The sequence below is a fragment of the Flavobacterium cheonanense genome, from assembly GCF_039539185.1.
GTDB lineage: Bacteria > Bacteroidota > Bacteroidia > Flavobacteriales > Flavobacteriaceae > Flavobacterium > Flavobacterium cheonanense.
Genome location: NZ_BAABCT010000001.1, coordinates 310,665 through 328,319, shown reverse-complemented (window position 1 = coordinate 328,319; position 17,655 = coordinate 310,665). Strand labels below are relative to the sequence as shown.

The window sequence follows — 17,655 nt, the reverse complement described above, 5'->3', positions numbered from 1 at the left end:
TTTTTATAATAAATTTTCTGCAATGATTTTATAAAATTGCTCTGGATCAAATGGTTTGGTGATTACATCATTCATTCCATAAGAAAGGAGCATTTCTCTGTTTTCATTTAGTGAAATTGCTGTAAGTGCAATAATTGGAATTTCGGTATTGAATTCTCTAATTTGTTGCGTTGCTATTGTGCCATTTATTCCTGGTAAGTGAACGTCCATTAAAACTAAATCATAATCATTTTTTTGTTTCAAATAAGTTACACTATCCTCACCATTATCTAATATTTTGCAGAACATACCTTTGTTTTCAATCATCTTCTTGGTAATCATTTGATTGATTTTATTGTCTTCTACCAATAGAATTTTCTTGTTCTCAATTGCGGCATTATCTATGGCTTGCTCTTTTATTTCTACGATTTCATTTTTACCAACTTCGAATGGAAGCGAAAATGAAAAAGTAGTTCCCAATCCAACTTTACTATTAATTTGAATTTTTCCTCCCAATAATTCTATTAATCGTTTTACAATGGCTAGTCCAAGTCCTGTACCACCATATTTTCTATTTATTTCTATTGAACCTTGAGAAAAGCTTTCAAAAATTTCATTTTGTTTATCTTCAGGTATTCCAATTCCATTATCAGAAACTTTAAATTGGATTTGTATTTTTTTGTCTTCAACTTTTTCAAGTTTAGCAATTAGTTTTACATAACCATTTTTAGTAAATTTTAATGAATTACTAACTAGATTAATAAAAATTTGAGACAGCTTTGTAGGATCACAAATTAAATTATCGGGAATAGTATCTTCAATTTCTAAGATAAATGTATTATTGTTTTCTTGAGCAATTTCTTTGAAAGATTTTTGAATATTAGATAATTGAAGTTTTAAGTTGCAATTAATTTGTTCAATTGGTATTCTTTCTGATTCAATTCTATTAATCTCTAATATGTCATTTATAAATGTTATTAAATAATTTCCAGAAAATTTCAATGAATTAAGGTAATTCAATTGGCTATCTTTTGGATTTTCTTCTAATAATAAATGTGTAATCCCATTAATTGCATTTAAAGGAGTTCGTAATTCGTGACTTACAGTAGAAAGAAATTCTGAACGAGCTTTGGTTGCTCTTTCGGCATTCTCTTTTGCTATTTCCAGCTCTTTGTTTTTTTCTTTTAGTAAAGCATTAGATTCTGTTCTTAGTACATTGTTTTTATACAAAGACAAACTTAAGAGTGACAAAATTGAGATTAGTGCAATAGCCAATATGCTTATAAGCTTAGCAAAAGTATTCGCTTTTTCTTGATTCTTGTTGTCTTTATCAATTTGTTCAATCAGTTTTAATTTTTCGGAATCTTTGAAAGAAGCAAAATCTTCATTCCCTATTTTTTTATCATTTAAATAGGTTAAACTATCTTTCAATCTTAGATATTGTTTCAATAAATAATGCGACTTTTCAATATTCAATGATTTTTCAAAACACTCACTAAGCGCCAAAATTATATTAGCTTTTTGTTCTAAATTGTTTTTGTTTATTTCAAGAGCTCTATTGAAATAATTAATAGCTAAGTTATATCTCTTTTTCCCAAATTCAATTGTTCCTACTTGGTATAATGCTTCAGCTTTAGTTTTATAAGTATCGCTAGTGTCTTTTTTTATTATAATATTTTCAAATAAAGGCATTGCTAAGTGAATTTTGCCTTTTTCTTTATAAACAATTCCTTTTTGAAGATTTAGCATTTCAATTGCACTAGGAATTTTGATTTTTTCATAAATAACTCCAGCGGTATTGAAATTCTTTTCAGCCATAGCTAAATTATTCTTTTCAAGATAGCAAACGCCTATGCTGTAATGAGCCAATGCTTGTTGAGAGGAGAATGGTAATGTGGCATAAATTGCAATGCTTTTTACAAAAACATCTATAGCATCATCAATTTTTTTTAATTCTAAGTATATAACTCCTAAGTTAGAATAACTATCAGCAATTGATTTTTGATTGTTGGTTTTATTCGCAAAATCTAATGCTTTTTGAGAATAAATAAGGCAATTTCTATAATTGTTTTTTTTCTGGTTAAACTTCACTAAATCAATATAATAATTAGTGCTATCAATTTTCTCAGAATTTTTTATTTGAGAAAATGAAATTATCGGAAGTAAAAAAAATAAAACAAAAATATACCTCATAATAGGAAAATTCCTTTTTTTCGAGGTCTAAAATAAAGAAATTATTTTTGAATAAGTAGTATTAAATCAATTATTCTCGATGAATAACCAATTTCGTTGTCGTACCAACCCACAACTTTTACCATTTTATCGATTACAGAAGTCAATTGTGAATCAAAAAGACAAGAATTTCTATTGCCTAGAATGTCTACTGAAACGATAGGATCTTCAGTATAATCTAGAATTCCTTTTAAATTTGTTTGAGAGGCTTTTAAGAATGCTTCATTAATTTCTTCAATAGAAACAGCTCGTTTTACATTAAAAGTTATGTCGGTCAACGAACCATCAGGAACAGGAACTCTAATGCCACAACCTCCAATTTTTCCTTCCATTTCTGGAAATATTTTTGTTAAAGCTTTTGCTGCACCAGTTGTTGTTGGTACAATGGATTGGCTTGCTCCACGAGCACGACGTAAATCTTTATGTGGTTGATCGTGAAGACTTTGGTCAGTTGTATAAGAGTGAACAGTTGTAATGTAGGCTTGTTCAATACCACATAAATCATTAATGACTTTCATCATTGGAGCTGCATTATTAGTAGTACAACTTGCATTGGAAATAATTTTTTCTGTTCCGTCAAGGATGCTTTCATTAACTCCAAGAACCACAGTTTTTATTTCGGAAACTTCTGAAGGTGCAGAAAGAATTACTTTTTTGGCACCAGAAATGATGTGAGCATTAATTTCGTCAAAAGTTTTATATTTTCCTGTAGATTCAATTACAATATCGATTCCATTCCAATTTAGATTTGAAATTTCTTTTTGGTGATAAAAGGCATATGATTTTCCATCAACGATTATTGATGTTTCATCAAATGAAACTTGATAAGGTAAAACACCATGAATGCTGTCATATTTTATTAAATGTGCCATAGTTCTATTATCAGCAATATCATTTATGGCAACAACTTCAATATTTGGGTGATTGATAAGTAATCTGAAAAGATTTCTTCCAATTCTTCCAAAACCATTTATGGCAATTTTTGTTTTAGTCATTGGGTTCTATGTGTATTAAAACGTGACCTAATTGTGGAATTTCTTCACGCAAAGTATCTTTTAAACGATGTGAAATATCATGACCTTCTTTTACAGAAATGGTAGCATCAACAATGGCGTGTAAATCAACGTGATATTTCATTCCAGCTTTTCTTATGAAACATTTTTCAGTGTCAATTACACCTTTCACTTTATGCGAAACGGTTCTTATTTCTTCAACTAAATCATCATATAAATGCTCATCCATTATTTCGCCCAAAGCAGGTCTGAAAATTAAATAGCTGTTATATAAAATAAAACCTGAAGCAAAAAGCGCTGCCCAATCATCTGCAGATTCGTATCCTTTTCCAAGAAATAGAGCAATAGAAATACCTATAAATGCTGCAACAGATGTTATTGCATCACTTCTATGATGCCAAGCATCTGCTTTTAGTGAAGAGCTATTGGTTTCGATGCTTTTTTTCATAACTAATTGAAAAGAGATTTCTTTCCAAACAATTATTAATCCTAACACAATTAAGGTCCAAGATTTCGGCAATTCATGTGGTGTTCCGATATTTAAAATGCTTTCATAAGCAATAATTGTTGCTGATGTTATTAGAAAACCAACAACAATAAATGTTATCAAAGGTTCGGCACGTCCATGTCCATAAGGATGATTTTCATCTGCTGGTCTGCTGGAATATTTGATTCCAAATAATACTAAAAATGAAGAAAAAATATCGGTTGTTGATTCAATTGCATCAGCAATTAGAGCATAAGAATTGCCAAAAAAACCTGCCAATCCTTTAATTACAGCTAAAGATGCATTGCCTATTAAACTAAAATAGGTTGCTTTGATGGCTGCTTGTTGGTTGGCTAAATCTCTTGACATTTATTTATAAAATATGTTTTTCAGCATGATAAGAAGAACGCACTAAAGCACCACTTTCTACATGACGGAATCCCATTTCTTTACCTAATTTTTCGTATTTTTCAAATTGTTCTGGAGTGATGAACTCTTTTACAGGTAAGTGTTTTTTACTTGGTTGCAAATATTGTCCAATAGTAATGATATCTACATTTTGGTTGCGAATGTCTTGCATAGTTTCAATAACCTCTGCTTCAGTTTCACCTAAACCTAACATGATTCCCGATTTAGTTCTTTTAATTCCTTTTTCTTTCAGATATCTTAAAACTTCTAAACTCTTATCATATTTCGCTTGAATTCTAACTTCACGAGTTAAACGACGAACTGTTTCCATATTGTGAGAAACTACTTCTGGATTGGCTTCAATAATTCTATCGATATTTCTAGTATTTCCTTGAAAATCTGGAATTAAAGTTTCTAAAGTTGTGTTAGGATTCATTCTGCGAATGGCTTGAACGGTTTCTAACCAAATAATGGAACCCATGTCTTTCAAATCATCTCTGTCTACACTTGTGATAACTGCATGTTTGATGTTCATTATTTTTATAGAACGCGCTACCTTTTCTGGTTCGTCCCAATCAACATTTTCTGGACGACCTGTTTTTACGCCACAAAATCCGCAAGAACGCGTACAAATATTACCAAGAATCATAAAAGTAGCTGTTCCTTCACCCCAACATTCGCCCATATTTGGGCAACTTCCTGAGGTACAGATAGTATTTAGTTTGTATTTATCAACTAATCCACGAAGTTCGGTATATTTTTGACCAATAGGTAACTTAACTTTTAGCCATTTTGGTTTTCCAATTGGAAGGTTATTTTCAGTAGCCGTTTCCATATTCACTTTTTTTGAAATGCAAAGATACGAATGTAGATTTTAGATTTTGATTATTCTATTTCAGATTTTTGATCATTAAGAAATATTTATACTTTGTTTCAAAAAAAAACTGCTTTGTTTATGGCAAAGCAGTTCACACATTTATTAACTTGAATTACAAGTCAGGAATCAATAATTATAGCATTACAGTAATTGGTAGCGTAAATTGAGTTCTTACTGGTTCTCCATTTTTAATTCCAGGTGCCCATTTAGTTTTTAAAGATTTTAAAACTCTGATAGCTTCTTTATCAATTTCTGGAGTTGTTTTTCTTGTTACTTCAATATCTGTCATTGATCCATTTTTCTCAATTACAAAAGATACCAAAACTCTTATTGCTTGACCTTCTTCTTCATCAATATTTTGTTTTTCAAAATTTGTTCCTACATACTCATAGAATTTTTTAATTCCACCAGGAAAAAAAGGTTGTTTGTCTAATTCAGCTGAAGGAACTGGTCCTTTTGGAGTAATTACCTCAGGTTTTGGATCTGTTCCGCCACCATCAATTACACCTGGTGTTCCTGGAGTTCCTGTTCCTGGTGTGCCAATTGGAGTGTTGATTTTTGGCAATTCAGAAGTTATTGGAACTGGTTCTTTTGCATCAACTGTAGCAGCAACAACAATTTTTTTGTTAACAGGAACTTTTTCAACAGGAGTGCTATTATTAGTAATTGGTTCAGCAGATTTTGGTTTTTCAACTAATGGTTCTTCGTACTTTACTACTATTATAGAATCATCTAATGGTTCCTCTGGTAAGATTACAGGTTTTGCTCCAAAAGAACTTAAAAGCATACCCATTCCTGATACAAAACCAAGGAATAGAATTCCTGAGAAGAATGCAATAATGGTTGTTTTGGTGCTGTCTTGACGTAATTTGTATGCACCATACTCCTGGTTCTTGCCTTCAAATACAAGGTCTAACCACTTTTTTTCAAAGATACTTAAGTTTGACATAATTTATAGTTTTAATTGTTAAGTATCGATGTTACATAAGCTAGTTTTTAGAAAATAGAGTAAAGAAAATAGAGAATAGATTTATTTGTTATCTTACTTTAATAACGCAAAGATTATTTCAATATTGTGTGATTTTTGTAAGAAAATTGTAATAAGTATAAATTATTGTTTAAGAAATAAAGTTTACGATGTGTTTTTGTTAATCTGTAGCTTGCTTCAATACGCTTATAAACTAACCCTGATTGCAATGGAAATCCTTTGTTGATAAACAAAGATTGTAATGGAAAGCAGGAAAATGGAAACCAAAAGGAACCAAGCCATTCGTTTCCAGAAATAATTATCGTTTTGTTTGAATGATTTCTGCCAATAGTTTTTTGGCGCGAAGGAGTTTGATTTTGACGTTGCTCAAAGGTTCTTCAAGTTGTTCGGCAATTTCTTGGTAACTCATTTCTTGAAAGTAACGAAGTTGTATTACTTCTTGATAATGAGGTTTTAATTCTTTTATAAATTGTAAGAGTTGTGATAAATTTTGCTCTGTAATCAATTCATCTTCAGCCGTTGGAGATGTGTCAGCTATATTGTAAGCTTGTTGATCTTCTTCGTCGGTAATTTCAACAAAAAGTGTTGATTTTTTTTTGCGAAGTAAATCGATATGAACATTTTTTGCAATAGCAATTAACCAAGTATTGAATTGAAATTCTGGGTTATAAGTGGTTAATTTATCGAATGCTTTGGAGAATGTTTCTATAGTAATATCTTCGGCATCGGTTTCATTTTCGGTACGTTTTAGCATAAATCCATAGACCTCATTCCAATAATGGTCGAGTAGGTAAGTGAAGGCTACTTGATCGCCTTTTTTAGCTTTTTCTATGTACGGATTTATTTCCACTGAACGGGTTTTGAAAAGGTATTGGTGATGAAAACGTTAAGTTGCGTGAATATTAAAACGATTTCAATAATTGGAAACCAATACATTACGTCTTTTTCTTTTAGTTTTCCGGCTGCAAATCCAAGTGATAACCATGCAAATAGATAACGGAAACCTATCAAACTTAGTACAATAATCCACTGAAATTGAAATGCTAAAAGGATTATTGGTAAAATTAGAAATAATAATTGGGTAGCATAAAAAATTGCCAATTGCGTTCTGTCAGATGCTTTATAATGTTGTGCAGTGGCAACATGTCTTCTTTTTTGTGTAAACCAATCTTTAAAAGTAGTTTTTGGTTTAGAAAAAGTAAAACTTTCTGGTGTGTAACAAACGGTTGTATTCTTCGCATTTGCCGCTTGATTAATGAACAAATCATCATCTCCTGAACGAATTTTCATGTGATCCATAAAACCGCGAACTTTGAAAAATTCTTCACGTTTGTAGGCCATATTTCGACCAACACCCATGTAAGGTTTTCCTAATTTTGCCCATGAAAAATATTGCGTAGCCGTCAATAAAGTTTCAAAACGGATGATTTTATTTAGAAACGAATTTTTGATTTTCTCGTAAGCGCCATAACCTAACACAATCGTTTTTTGTTGAGTAAATTGGGCTGACATTTCTTTAATCCAATCGTTAGATTTTGGGTAACAATCAGCGTCTGTAAAAAGTAGGTATTCGTTTTTAGCAGCTTTGATTCCAAGTGTTAAAGCAAATTTTTTATTTCCCCAAAACGCTTCGTTATTTTCTACTTTTACTAATTTAACATTAGGATATTGTTTTTCAAAAGCTTCAAAAACTTCTAAGGTTTCATCGCTCGAAGCATCGTCAATAAGCACTATTTCGTAATCTGGATAATTTTGTTCAGCCAATAAGGGAACGAAACTTTTTACATTTTCTTCTTCGTTTTTAGCACAAACAATTACTGAAATCGGAACTCTTTTTGGTGTAGAAGTTTGTGGTTTAGTAAAAGAAAATTTACCAAAAAACACTACATAATATAGGAATTGAACAACTACAACAGCAATGAATAAACAAAGTAAAATTAGTAACATAATGGCTTTATGGTCTTATTTAAAAACGATTGCAAAAGTATGAAATTCAATTTTGAATTACGAATTATGTTTTGTGAAATTTTCAATCTCGGAAAATTCAGACCAATGTAGATTTTTGGGCAACTCTTTATTTGAAAATTCTATATGAATGACACGTCTATTTTTTTCATTTGTATTTTTATTTGAAGCATGAAAAAGTAAAGGTTTCATTAACATTATTCCGCCTGAATCTACATTACAAAAAACTTCTGTTTCTTTTTTAAATTCTATTGAATCGATTCTACAAATTGATTTTAAGTGGGATTTTTTTAAAACTTTTAGGGCTCCATTATCTTCATTGGTATCATCTAAATGAATTCTAACTGTAACTATATTCTCTAATATTTCTTTTGGTGGTTGAACAGCAAATTGATTGTGCTTATTGGTCCAATTTGAAAAATTTTCATCTTCAATTTTTTTGTCAACAGAAATAGTTAAATCTTGATGATAAGAAACAAACCAATTAGATTTTTCAGGTTTATCAAAATATATGGATTTTACAATAAAATAGTCTTCTCCTCCAATGTTTTTTATTATCTCTTTAAGTCTTTCATTGAAAAGTAATTTCTTGATTTCTGGAAATTCTTTAATGAATTGTCTAATTGCAAATAAATCATTCGTTTTTCTAAAAATTGGATTTGTTGTATCTAAATTATTGATAAAATTTGAAATTGTACTGATTTCATCTTTATTGTAAACATTATTTACAACATGAAAGCCCTGTTCATGAAATTCTTTTGATAAATTCATAATTATATTACATTAACTTCTGCCTCAATTGCAATTCCGTATTTATCAAAAACAGTTTTTTGAACGTATTTAGATAGATTTAGAATATCTTGTCCACTTGCGTTTCCGTAATTTACTAGAACTAGTGCTTGGTTTTTATGAACTCCTGCGTCGACTTTTCGATAACCTTTTAATCCTGAATGTTCTATAAGCCAACCTGCAGGAACTTTAACTTCGGTTGGTGAAACTTCAAAGAATTTTACCTCTGGAAATTTTTGTTGTACTTTTTCGAATAATTCTTTTGAAATAATTGGGTTTTTAAAGAAACTTCCGCTATTTCCAAGCTCTTTTGGATCAGGTAATTTACTTTGACGGATGGCAATAACAGCATTGGAAACGTCTTTTAATGTTGGAGTTGTAACATTTTGTTTTTCCAATTCTTTTGTAATATCACCATACGAAGTATTGATTTTGTGATTGCGTTTTGTGAGTTTGAAAACCACAGAAGTGATCACATATTTATCTTTTGCTTCTTGTTTGAAAACACTTTCTCTATAGCCAAAATTGCAATCTTCTTTTGTGAAGGATTTCATTTCTTGAGATAGAATATTCATGGCTTCGCACGAAACAAAAGTGTCTTTAATTTCGGTTCCGTAAGCACCAATATTTTGAACTGGAGTTGTACCAACATTACCAGGAATCAACGACATATTTTCCAATCCACCAAAGTTTTGATTGATGGTCCAAAGTACAAATTCGTGCCAATTTTCACCTGCTTGACTTTCAACCCAAACAAAATCGTCATCTTCTTTAATGATTTTTTTTCCTTTCAAATCAACATGGATTACCAAAGCATCAATATCCTTTGTTAACAGCATATTGCTTCCGCCACCAAGAATGAATTTCTTATCTGAAGCGTGATTTTTTAGAATAGATTTCAATTCATCAAGATTCTGAACCGCGACAAATTGTTTGGCTTTGGCTTCAATACCAAAAGTATTGTATTTTTTTAAGGAGAAATTTGTTTGAATTTGCATGAAAAATTACGAATTTGAAATTACGAATTACGATTCTAAATACGGAAATTAAAAATTCGTAATTCGTAATTTTTAATTTTTAATTTTTAATTGATTTTATTCTTCTGTTTCTAAAGCTCTTCTCAAAAAGTCATTCATAGGTTTTAGTGCGACTAGTTTTTGAGCTATGATTTTACTAAAATCTTTATCAGTAAATAGTTTCTCGTCGATTTTATGTGAAGCGGTAAAGCTTTTCAATTTTAAAAATTCAATCGCTGGATGATTTGGATCAAAATCTTTTGGTGCTTTTTTCAAAGTATTGCTTTCATCTCTAGTCAGTTCTTTAAACTCATTTTTAAAAGTTTTATCAGTAACAATGGCCTCTAAATCATCGTGAAAAAATTCTATTTCCTTACGAATCAATTTTAACTCATTAGGTTCTGGACACCAAACGCCACCTGCGATAAAGCAATTTCCTTTTTCAAAATGAATGTAATAGCCAGGAGCATTTTTGCTGTTTTTATTTTGAGACATCCAAACACCCATATTGGTTTTATAAGGCGATTTATCTTTAGAAAAACGAATATCACGATTGATACGAAATGTACAATTTTTAACTTCTAAAGGCTCAAGCGATTTGTCTAATGGCTTCATTTCATTGAGAATAGACGCAATGAAGTTATGATAGTCTTTCTTATAACTTTCATATCTTTTTTTGTTCTCATGCATCCATTCGGTATTATTGTTTGCAATTAAATCGGCTAGAAATTGAAGCGCTTCTTTTGTTATCATTTTTTAAGTTTAAAAGTTTATGAGTTTAAAAGTTTAAAAGTTAAGAGAATTTCTTCCAACTTCCAACTTCTAACTATTTTACAACTGTTTTCTCAAATCTTCTTCAGATAAAAAACCTAAATGTCTCCAAGTTTCTTTACCATTTTCATAAATCAAAATTACTGGTAATTCATCAAGTTTCATAGTTTCTAACAAAGTCTTGTTTTCATCTGCATCTAATCTAATTAAGGCGATTTTACCTTTTAATTCGTCTTGCATTTTAGTCAAATATGGAGCCATTTTTTTGCAAGGTGCACACCATTTTGCTGAAAAATTAATGATTACTTTTTTGTCGGAATTGATTAATTTTTCAAATTCTGAAACCGATAATCCTTTTGGTGTTACAACTGAATTTGAAGTTTTCTTTCCTTGCCATTTCATGATTCCGCCATCTAAATTGTAGATTTCTTTGAATCCAAGTTCTGATAACTTATTGGCTGCTTGACTGCTTCTTCCTCCAACTTTACAATACACAAATACAGGTTTTGATTTGTCTAATTTTTCAACTTTTGCAGTAAAATCACTTCCGTTCCAATTAACGTTTGAGGCATTTTCAAGATGTTCACCAGAATATTCTTCAGGAGTTCTTACGTCTAATAATTGAGGATTTTTTGTTCCTAATAATTTTGTTTCATAATCAATTCCTGCAAGAGTTTTGATAGGTTGATTTGATTCTGCAGTTTCAACAGATTTACTTGTTTGTCCTTGACAACTAATAAATAGGATGGATAACGATAGTATTGATAGAATTTTTCTCATAATATTTTTTTGATGCAAAATTAATGAAGTAAAAATAGAATAATATAACAAATGTTACAAACTAAATATTTTATAACTCTGATGGGTGGTTTTTACAATACTTTCTGTGCGTTCTGGATGTGTGTCAGAAATAAATAATTGTCCGAATTCCTCTTGGTTGACCATTGCTACAATTTTACTAACACGCGTTTCATCCAATTTATCAAAAATATCATCAAATAATAAAATGGGTTTTTCGCCACTTTGTTTTTTTACAAATTCAAATTGAGCAAGTTTAAGAGCAATTAAAAACGATTTTTGCTGACCTTGAGAACCAAATTTTTTTATAGGAAAACCATCAATTTGAAAGGCTAAATCATCTTTGTGAATTCCGACAGATGTATATTGCAAAGCTCTGTCTTTCGCCAAATTTTGATCCAATAATTGCAATGTTGTTCCTTCAAATAAATGACTTTCATAAACCAATTGCACTTTTTCTTCTGAACCAGAAATAGCTTGATGATGTTTGTTAAAAATCGGTAAAAAATCATTGATAAATTGTTGTCTTTTTTCAAAAATATTCTGACCTAAATCATTCAACTGTTCGTTGTAAATTGATAAAGTATCGGTTTCAAATACATGATTTAGTGCGAAATATTTCAGCAAAGCATTCCGTTGACTGATAATTTTTTGATATTGAATCAATTCTTGCAGATAGGAGGAATCCAATTGCGAAATAACACTATCAATAAATTTTCTTCTGGTTTCACTTCCTTCAATAATCAAGTCATTGTCTGCCGGTGAAATAATCACAAGCGGAATAAATCCAATATGGTCTGAAAATTTCTCGTAAGGTTTTCCGTTCCTTTTCAAAATTTTCTTCTGACCTTTTTTGAAACTACTTACAATTTGTTCACTTCTTTCCGATTTTTCAAATTCGCCATCAATTACAAAAAACTCTTCATTATGCTTAATATTTTGAACCGCTAATGGATTAAAATAACTTTTTCCATACGCTAAATGATAAATAGCATCCAGTATATTGGTCTTTCCAATGCCATTTTTTCCAACAAAACAATTGATTTTGGAATCAAATTCGAAGGAAGCTTCGGAAAAATTTTTATAATTGAATAAAGAAATTTTTTTTAAAAACATTTGTAATAGCTTGAAAACACTATAATCAGCGACTTTGAGAGTGTTTTTTTTTAAGTTGGTGCAAATTATTGAAAATTATCGACAAAATGACTTTCAAATTAGAATAAAAATTTTATTTTTGCGCACACTAAATTAAATTTAAATGGCAACTTATAATAAGAGAGGTTACAAAGCACCAAAAGAAAAAGAAGAAAAAGTAGACGCTAATTTTATTGAAGATACTCCAAATGTTGATGCTAAAGATAGTACAACTGCAAAAGCATTTGACGCATTAGATGAAACAGCATCGAAAACAGAAGATTTTGTTGCTAAAAACCAAAAATATATTTTAGGATTTTTAGGAGCTGTTGCTCTTGTAACTATTGGTTATTTACTTTATCAAAAGTTTATTGCTGAGCCAAAACAAGTTGATGCTACTGAAGATTTATTTGTTGCTCAACAAAATTTTCAATTAGCTACTGATGCTACTGATGCTAAAAAACAAGATTCATTATATACTTTAGTTCTTAAAGGTTCTGAAGGAAAACAAGGAGCTCCTGGAATCGCTGACCAATATTCTGGTACTGATTCTGGAAATATAGCTAACTATTATGCTGGTATTGCTTCTTTGAATCTTAAAAAGTATGATGATGCTATCAAATATCTTGAGAAATTTTCATCTAAAGATGCTTTCTTAGGTGCTATTGCAACTGGAGCTATTGGTGATGCTTATGCTCAAAAGAATGACACACAAAAAGCTTTAGATTTTTACGTGAAAGCTTCAGAACAAAATGTAAATGAGTTTACAACTCCAAGATATTTATATAAAGCAGGACAAACGGCTTTAGCTTTAGGTAAAAAATCAGATGCTTTGAAATATTTTACTCAAATCAAAGAAAAATATGAGACTGCACCAGAAGCACAACAAATTGATGCTTTAATTGGAATGGCTCAATAATTAGTATTCAGTATTCAGTGTTCAGTTAGCAGTTTGTTGCTGAACACTGTAAACTGAGCACTGAACACTAATAAAATGGCTACAGCTAATAAAAATTTATCCAATTACGATAAAAACACAATCCCAAACGCGAAGAACTTTCGGTTTGGGATTGTTGTTTCAGAATGGAATGACCACATCACAGAAGGACTTTATAAAGGTGCACTTGAGGCACTTTTAGATTGTGGTGCTACTAAAGAAAATATAATTCGTTGGAATGTTCCAGGAAGTTTTGAACTAGTTTATGGTGCACAACGTATGATTGTAACACAAGAAGTTGATGTTGTAATTACGATTGGTTGTGTTATAAAAGGTGAAACAATGCATTTCGAGTTTGTTTGCGAAGGTGTGACTCAAGGAGTAAAAGATTTGAATGTTCAAACTGATGTTCCAGTGATATTTTGTTTGCTAACTGATAATAACGAGCAACAATCTATCGATAGAAGTGGAGGAGTTCATGGTAATAAAGGAACAGAAGCAGCAATTGCGGCAATTAAAATGGCTGATTTAAGAAGAAATTCTGAAAATAAGTAATTCTAACTCAAGTTATAAAACATAAAATTTAAACCTGCTTTTTCAAAGAGTAGGTTTTTTCTTTTTTAGTAAGTTGTTAACTATAATAAACAATAGATTTTCCTTAAATTTGCTAACTTTGGTTTTTAACCATGAAAGAAAACTCCAAACCATGTACAAATAAATGTCTAGCATAATTCAATTACTTCCCGATCATGTTGCCAACCAAATTGCCGCTGGTGAAGTGGTGCAACGTCCTGCTTCTGTAGTAAAAGAATTATTAGAAAATGCTGTTGATGCTGGAGCAACAGATATAAAGTTAATTATAAAAGATGCCGGAAAATCGTTAGTTCAAGTTATTGATAACGGAAAAGGAATGAGCGTGACCGATTCAAGATTGTGCTTTGAACGTCATGCCACTTCCAAAATTCGTCAAGCGGAAGATTTATTTTCGCTTCATACCAAAGGTTTTCGTGGTGAAGCTTTAGCATCTATTGCTGCTATTGCTCATGTGGAAATGAAAACCAAACAAGAACAAGACGAACTTGGAACTCATATAATTATTGAAGGAAGCAAATTTGTTTCGCAAGAACCATCAGTTTTGCCAAAAGGAACTTCGTTTGCTGTGAAGAATTTGTTTTTTAATATTCCTGCTCGACGAAATTTCTTGAAATCGGAAACAGTTGAATTTCGTCATATTGTTGATGAATTTCAACGTGTAGCGTTAGCGCATCCAAACATTTATTTCACAATGTATCACAATGGAAGTGAAATGTTTAATCTTCCAAATTCTAATTACCGTCAGCGAATTGTAAATGTTTTTTCGGGTAAAACCAATGAAAAGTTGGTTCCAATTCAAGAAGAAACTGAAATTGTTACCATTGAAGGATTTGTAGGAAAACCTGAATTCGCTAAGAAAAATCGTGGCGAGCAATTCTTTTTTGTAAACGATAGATTCATAAAAAGTGGTTATTTGCATCATGCGGTGATGGCTGCTTATGAAGGTTTGTTGCCTAATGGTTCGCAACCAACGTATTTTATTTACTTAAATGTTCCGCCAAATACTATTGATATTAATATACATCCAACTAAGACAGAAATTAAGTTTGATGATGAACATGCTTTGTATGCGATTTTGCGTTCCACAATCAAGCACAGTTTAGGACAATTTAATGTAGCTCCTGTTTTAGATTTTGACAGAGATCCAAATTTAGATACGCCTTATCAATATCAAAATAAAACTGCGGAATATCCAACAGTTCAAGTGGATAGCACTTTTAATCCATTTGCAGACGAAAAGCCAAGCAAACAATTTTCAGGAGGTTCTAATTCTTATAAAAAGCAAGAAGTTGCTAGTTCTAATTGGGAAAGTTTGTATGTAGGATTGAAAAATGATACTTCAGAAGTAGAAACCTTTTCATTTGAAAGTGAAGAAGTGACCGCATCATTATTTGACGAAAAAGAAGAACAAACGATAAATAGAACGTATCAAATTCATAAAAAATACATTGTAAGTCCAATAAAGTCTGGAATGGTTATTATGGATCAAGGTCGTGCGCATCAACGTGTTTTGTATGAACAATTTCTTACGAATATGACGGTTCATCAAGCTTCAAGTCAACAGTTGTTGTTTCCTTTGCAGATGTATTTTTCAAATAATGAACTGAAATTGATAGCCGAATTGAAACCTTCTTTAGAAAACACCGGATTTGTTTTTGAAGCTTTTGATACGGATTCTATTCATATTTCTGGAATTCCTGTAAATACTACAGAAAGTGAAATTTCAATGGTTTTAGAGCAATTACTTTCCGATTTGCAAGACGGAATTCCGGATAGTAGTTTTAGTCAAAATGATACTATTGCTAAGTCTATGGCCAAAAGTTTAGCTGTAAAAACAGGAACTTATTTAACAGAAAAAGAACAAGAGAATTTGGTTAATAATCTTTTTGCGTGCAAAGAACCAAATGTTTCACCTTTTCAAAAACCTACTTTCATTACTATGCGCGTGGAAGACATTGATAAACGATTTGCCCTATGATGAATATCACACCTGTTGTAAAACAACTTTTGATAATAAATATTATCTTTTTTATTGGAAGTCAGTTGGTTCCAGTTGCAGAAAGTTATTTTGCATTGTTCTATTTTGAAAACCCAATGTTTAAGTTTTGGCAACCATTATCGCATATGTTTATGCATGGTGGATTGATGCATATTTTCTTTAATATGTTTGCTCTATATTCCTTTGGAAGTGCCTTAGAGCATTTTTGGGGTGGAAATAAGTTCTTGTTTTTTTATATTTCATGTGGACTTGGAGCAGCTTTGTTGCATAGTTTTATTAATTATTTAGAGTTTAGAAATGAACTATCGTATTTACTAGATTCTGGTTTTAAAAAAGAGGATGTGCTTAGTTTACTAAATCAAAATATGTTTGATCAAAGATGGTTAAATGTAATTGGACAAGATGGGGTTGATGCATTAAGTATTTCCTATCACGTTCCAGCAGTAGGAGCTTCAGGAGCTGTTTATGGTCTTTTAGTAGCTTTTGCTTTTATGTTTCCAAATGTTGAATTAGCTTTGATGTTTATTCCAATTCCAATAAAAGCAAAATATTTTGTTCCTGGGTTGTTAGCAATTGATTTATTTTTAGGATTTAAAGGAAGTTCAATTTTTGGCGCAGGAAGTACAGGAATTGCCCATTTTGCTCACATTGGTGGTGCATTAACAGGTTTTATAATGATGTGGTATTGGAAGAAAAATCAATTTAATCATAAACGTTGGAACTAAATGAGTAGGATTTTTGACGATATAAAATTGCAATACAAAATTGGCGACATCACTAATAAAGTAATTTATTGGAATGTTGGAATGTTTCTATTGTCGTTAGTGCTTTTTTTTAAGTTTAAGGAATATCAATTTGATTATCCTTCATGGTTAGCTTTATCTTCGAATCCAAATAATTTTTTGATATTTCCTTGGACATTTTTGACTTATGCTTTTCTTCATTCTGGATTTTGGCATTTGTTTTTTAATATGGTAATGCTCAATTTCTCAGGTCGATTGTTTCTTACTTTTTTTACTCAAAAACAATTTATTGGACTATATGTTCTTAGTTCAATTTTTGCAGGTTTGACATTTGCTATTTCCTATTTCTTAATGGGAATAAATGCTCCAATTGTTGGTGCTTCAGCTGCAGTTTTAACTATTTTGTTCGCTTCAACAACATATCAGCCTTTGATGGAAGTAAGGTTATTACTAATTGGAAATGTAAAACTTTGGCACATAACCGCTGTTATATTGATTTTAGATATAATGCAAATTTTAGTAGAGAATACCGGTGGACACATTGCACACATTGCAGGTGCTTTTTTTGGAGTTATTTATATCAAGTTACTTCAAAGCGGTACCGATTTAAGTAGAATTGTAACCATAGTAATTGATTTTTTTGTTAATTTGTTTCAACCGAAGAAATCAACACCATTCAAAAAAGTTCATGTTAATACAAAAAAAGCAAATACTACAACTAAAAGTAAGATAGTATTAAAAGATAAAACACAACAACAGATTGATGAAATTTTAGATAAAATAAGTCAATCGGGTTATGATAGTTTGACAGTAGAGGAAAAGGAGTTTTTGTTTAAAGCTGGTAAATAGTATTCAGTAATCAGTGTTCAGTTTTGTAGATTAAAAAAAATAACTTTGTGTCTTAGTGCCTTTGCGGCAATGTAAT

17 protein-coding genes are annotated in these 17,655 nt (G+C 30.8%); 5 read left to right on the top strand and 12 right to left on the bottom strand.

The annotated features are described in order from the left end of the window. Window positions 1-3: 3 nt before the first annotated feature. From ABD766_RS01595 to recF, 12 genes are all read right to left on the bottom strand, one after another. On the bottom strand, window positions 4-2,172 hold the full coding sequence (locus tag ABD766_RS01595) for an ATP-binding protein (protein WP_344815070.1): 2,169 nt from the start codon (window positions 2,170-2,172) through the stop codon (window positions 4-6). Between the two features lie 41 nt (window positions 2,173-2,213). Then, complete coding sequence (gap, locus tag ABD766_RS01590; RefSeq protein WP_344815069.1) at window positions 2,214-3,206, bottom strand: type I glyceraldehyde-3-phosphate dehydrogenase; 993 nt, start codon at window positions 3,204-3,206, stop codon at window positions 2,214-2,216. Continuing rightward, window positions 3,199-4,080 carry a cation diffusion facilitator family transporter gene (locus tag ABD766_RS01585; RefSeq protein ID WP_298308376.1) on the bottom strand — a complete coding sequence of 294 codons (882 nt, stop codon included), beginning with the start codon at window positions 4,078-4,080 and terminating at the stop codon, window positions 3,199-3,201. The genes gap and ABD766_RS01585 overlap by 8 nt, the downstream gene beginning before the upstream one ends. A gap of 4 nt (window positions 4,081-4,084) precedes the next feature. After that, entirely contained in the window at window positions 4,085-4,954 is an 870-nt protein-coding gene (gene lipA / locus ABD766_RS01580) for a lipoyl synthase (RefSeq protein WP_344815068.1), read from the bottom strand. 175 nt (window positions 4,955-5,129) lie between these two features. Then, window positions 5,130-5,945 (bottom strand): energy transducer TonB, encoded by an 816-nt coding sequence (locus ABD766_RS01575; protein WP_344815067.1) that lies wholly within the window; start codon window positions 5,943-5,945, stop codon window positions 5,130-5,132. Window positions 5,946-6,282: 337 nt separating this feature from the next. Then, window positions 6,283-6,834, bottom strand: coding sequence for an RNA polymerase sigma factor (locus tag ABD766_RS01570; protein ID WP_298308368.1), 552 nt, complete (start codon window positions 6,832-6,834; stop codon window positions 6,283-6,285). Further along, a complete protein-coding gene (locus tag ABD766_RS01565; protein WP_344815066.1) occupies window positions 6,825-7,931 on the bottom strand; it encodes a glycosyltransferase in 1,107 nt (368 codons plus the stop codon). Before ABD766_RS01565 ends, ABD766_RS01570 begins: the two co-directional genes overlap by 10 nt. 57 nt (window positions 7,932-7,988) lie before the next feature. Continuing rightward, window positions 7,989-8,720 (bottom strand): phytanoyl-CoA dioxygenase family protein, encoded by a 732-nt coding sequence (locus ABD766_RS01560; RefSeq protein WP_344815065.1) that lies wholly within the window; start codon window positions 8,718-8,720, stop codon window positions 7,989-7,991. Between the two features lie 2 nt (window positions 8,721-8,722). Beyond that, window positions 8,723-9,736 (bottom strand): UDP-N-acetylmuramate dehydrogenase, encoded by a 1,014-nt coding sequence (murB, locus tag ABD766_RS01555; protein WP_344815064.1) that lies wholly within the window; start codon window positions 9,734-9,736, stop codon window positions 8,723-8,725. A 96-nt stretch (window positions 9,737-9,832) separates the two neighbouring features. Beyond that, entirely contained in the window at window positions 9,833-10,507 is a 675-nt protein-coding gene (locus ABD766_RS01550; RefSeq protein WP_344815063.1) for a DUF2461 domain-containing protein, read from the bottom strand. Window positions 10,508-10,585: 78 nt separating this feature from the next. Next, window positions 10,586-11,305, bottom strand: coding sequence for a rhodanese-like domain-containing protein (locus tag ABD766_RS01545; protein WP_344815062.1), 720 nt, complete (start codon window positions 11,303-11,305; stop codon window positions 10,586-10,588). A 54-nt stretch (window positions 11,306-11,359) separates the two neighbouring features. Beyond that, window positions 11,360-12,439 (bottom strand): DNA replication/repair protein RecF, encoded by a 1,080-nt coding sequence (gene recF / locus ABD766_RS01540; protein WP_344815061.1) that lies wholly within the window; start codon window positions 12,437-12,439, stop codon window positions 11,360-11,362. Between the two features lie 142 nt (window positions 12,440-12,581). Between recF and ABD766_RS01535 the strand changes: the two genes are divergently transcribed. The 5 genes from ABD766_RS01535 (at window position 12,582) to ABD766_RS01515 (ending at window position 17,579) form a co-directional block, all read left to right on the top strand. Continuing rightward, the gene (locus ABD766_RS01535; RefSeq protein ID WP_344815060.1) at window positions 12,582-13,376 is read left to right on the top strand and encodes a tetratricopeptide repeat protein; all 795 of its coding nucleotides are present in this window, start codon (window positions 12,582-12,584) and stop codon (window positions 13,374-13,376) included. Window positions 13,377-13,451: 75 nt separating this feature from the next. Then, window positions 13,452-13,949, top strand: coding sequence for a 6,7-dimethyl-8-ribityllumazine synthase (gene ribH / locus ABD766_RS01530; RefSeq protein ID WP_344815059.1), 498 nt, complete (start codon window positions 13,452-13,454; stop codon window positions 13,947-13,949). Between the two features lie 163 nt (window positions 13,950-14,112). Continuing rightward, window positions 14,113-15,966, top strand: a complete 1,854-nt coding sequence (gene mutL, locus ABD766_RS01525; protein WP_344815058.1) for a DNA mismatch repair endonuclease MutL — start codon at window positions 14,113-14,115, stop codon at window positions 15,964-15,966. After that, window positions 15,963-16,712 carry a rhomboid family intramembrane serine protease gene (locus ABD766_RS01520; RefSeq protein WP_344815057.1) on the top strand — a complete coding sequence of 250 codons (750 nt, stop codon included), beginning with the start codon at window positions 15,963-15,965 and terminating at the stop codon, window positions 16,710-16,712. Before mutL ends, ABD766_RS01520 begins: the two co-directional genes overlap by 4 nt. Then, entirely contained in the window at window positions 16,713-17,579 is an 867-nt protein-coding gene (locus ABD766_RS01515; protein ID WP_344815056.1) for a rhomboid family intramembrane serine protease, read from the top strand. Window positions 17,580-17,655 lie beyond the last annotated feature (76 nt).